This window comes from Butyrivibrio sp. (assembly GCF_024699075.1).
Map to the genome: position 1 here is coordinate 1 of NZ_JAILQF010000411.1, position 2,188 is coordinate 2,188.

The 2,188-nt window shown below is 37.8% G+C and carries 3 protein-coding genes; 2 read left to right on the forward strand and 1 reads right to left on the reverse strand.

Annotated elements, in window-relative coordinates; all coding sequences use genetic code 11:
• Both K6G87_RS16435 and K6G87_RS16440 read left to right on the forward strand, forming a co-directional pair.
• Positions 1 to 187 (forward strand): GNAT family N-acetyltransferase (locus tag K6G87_RS16435; protein ID WP_296839688.1); only part of this gene is annotated, 187 nt, incomplete at its 5' end.
• 72 nt (positions 188 to 259) lie between these two features.
• Complete coding sequence (locus tag K6G87_RS16440) at positions 260 to 703, forward strand: GNAT family N-acetyltransferase (RefSeq protein ID WP_296839692.1); 444 nt, start codon at positions 260 to 262, stop codon at positions 701 to 703.
• A gap of 225 nt (positions 704 to 928) precedes the next feature.
• Here the strand turns inward: K6G87_RS16440 and K6G87_RS16445 are convergent.
• Positions 929 to 2,188: hypothetical protein (locus tag K6G87_RS16445; RefSeq protein WP_296839694.1), on the reverse strand; the 1,260-nt coding region annotated here is incomplete at its 5' end.

Genomic DNA, 2,188 nt, shown 5'->3' on the forward strand with positions numbered 1-2,188 from the left:
CATGGCATTTCATGAATATGAAATGCATCGTATCTCAATCGGAGTGGTAGGATTGAATATAGATGCACTGGAATTCTATAAGAAAATCGGTTTCAAGCAGGAAGGTATTTTGGAAGAGGCATATTATTATAACGATGAGTATAGCGATTTTATAATGATGCGAATCCTTAGTCAAGAATGGAAATGAGCTACTGCTTCCAGTTTGTAGAGATATTATCTTTCGGCATAACACACCAATTGCTAAGGCGGATACTGAAACATGATAAGAAATGCAGAACCAAAAGACCTATCCAGGATTGCCGAGATTCTGGTGTTTACAAAAAGAATAAAGTACCGATCAATCTTTCATAACGATGAATACTCTTTTAATGAGTTGCAGGTAGTTAAGGTCGCCGATGAATTCAAGAATCCGGAACTCCTCGATAAAGTCTGGATATACGATGATGGTATAGTTAAGGGAATGATCCATCTAGAGGAAAAAGAGATCGCGGAATTATATGTAGATTACTTCTTCTGGAAAGAGGGCATCGGATCTAAGTTGATAGAATTTGCAAAAGAAAAGTTTGATTCTAAGTTCGTATGGACCCTGGAGAAGAACGAAGACGCCATTCGTTTTTACGAGGCGCATGGCTTTAAGCTTAACGGGAAAAGGCAATTAGAAGAAGGTACACCTGAATATATCGTGATGCTAGAGCAAGAATGAAACTAGGATTATTTTTGAAAGAACTGACTGTACCCGCGGGCAAGCCCATGGGGTTCTGATTGGCAAGTGTAGCTTGTAATCGTACACCATTTTCAGGCTTTGGAGTTACAAGTGTAAATCTGTTTGAATCAGGACTTTTATTACCAAGCAGTCCTACGACCACATTAACGGTAAATTTCTACTTTTCAGCAAGGAAGTACAGTCAATCTCCCTGATATTAGGTTGTTAAGCCACTTTTATTCCACTGTTTAAGATTTTAATCTTATTAGCCTTAATCCATGCGATTAGGGCTTTTTCTTTGTTGTATTGTGTCTCAAAGTCTATGATACATTTTTCTTTATCTATACTCTGCGTTCTATAGTCGTAACAGTAAAGCAGGAATGATGAATACCAATCTCTTTGTACTTTTGTACCATCTCGAAGTCTATACAGTCTATCGGATAATTTCTTCTTAATGTAGTCATCAGCAGTATGGTCATATTGCGATGCTCTATAATTATTCGGAACTTCTATGTATGTACCACCCGTGGCCTTGAATTTCTTTTCCACCGTAGTCTGAAATCCAGAAGGACATCTGTTCTTGATGGATTTGCCAAAACGCTTTTTTCTGTTAAACTTGCCTTTATTGTTTATAGTCGTTTCTTTGGTCCGTTTCATCAGTTTGCTCGCATTCTTAGGCTCTGTAACGAATGTATCCCCAAGACTTCGCAAATGATTTGCGTCTTCGTTTATTGCAAGCTGTCTGTTTACTGCATTAATACGACATAATTCAGTGTGTTTAGCTTTTAATTTTTTATAGTGATTAGAATATATCCAAGTCTTGCGACCTTTCTTCATAGTACCATCATCATTATAATTCTGTGGATTAGTTGCCCTCCTTGATCTATCCATAGCACGATATAGCAGGCATTCTTTTCTTTCGGAAGTCTGAATACTGTTTCCACGTTCTGAAAGGTTCTTTAATCCGACTTCAATATCTGAAGTATATGCAACTGTCTGAGTTCCAATATCAGCACCTATCATGCCATTGCCATATTTATGACGAAGATTGCCGTATTTGTCATATTTAGGCTTTGCTTTGCCTTCTATAGTCAAATGGAGATACAGCCTGTATTTACCTCTTATCAGTTTAGGAACGAGCGTGGCATAGCAGGGTCTGTATGTATCTATGCAATATGCATCCTCGATAAATGCATTGACAGCTTTCCTATCTATAATCTCAGGCTCTGTAAGATAGGATAAAACCGCATTCATTTCATCCTGTTGGAATCTGTCATTTACCTGTATCCCAAATATAATTTTACCAAATTTGAACTGTATCTTGTTATCCTTAACAGACATTGGAATACCACGATTTATCTGTTTTGCTCTTATACAAGGCAACTCTCCATGCTTTGAGAAATGAAGGGTCTTGCCGTTATCATAAAGGCATTTTTCCATGCCTCGCCAAATATCCTCTGCCTTAGTAAGAGCGAATACAGCATC

What these genes read in the sequence shown, in the direction of transcription:
- K6G87_RS16440 (WP_296839692.1), top strand. Translation starts at nt 260, where the DNA reads ATGATAAGAAATGCAGAACCAAAAGACCTATCCAGGATTGCCGAGATT.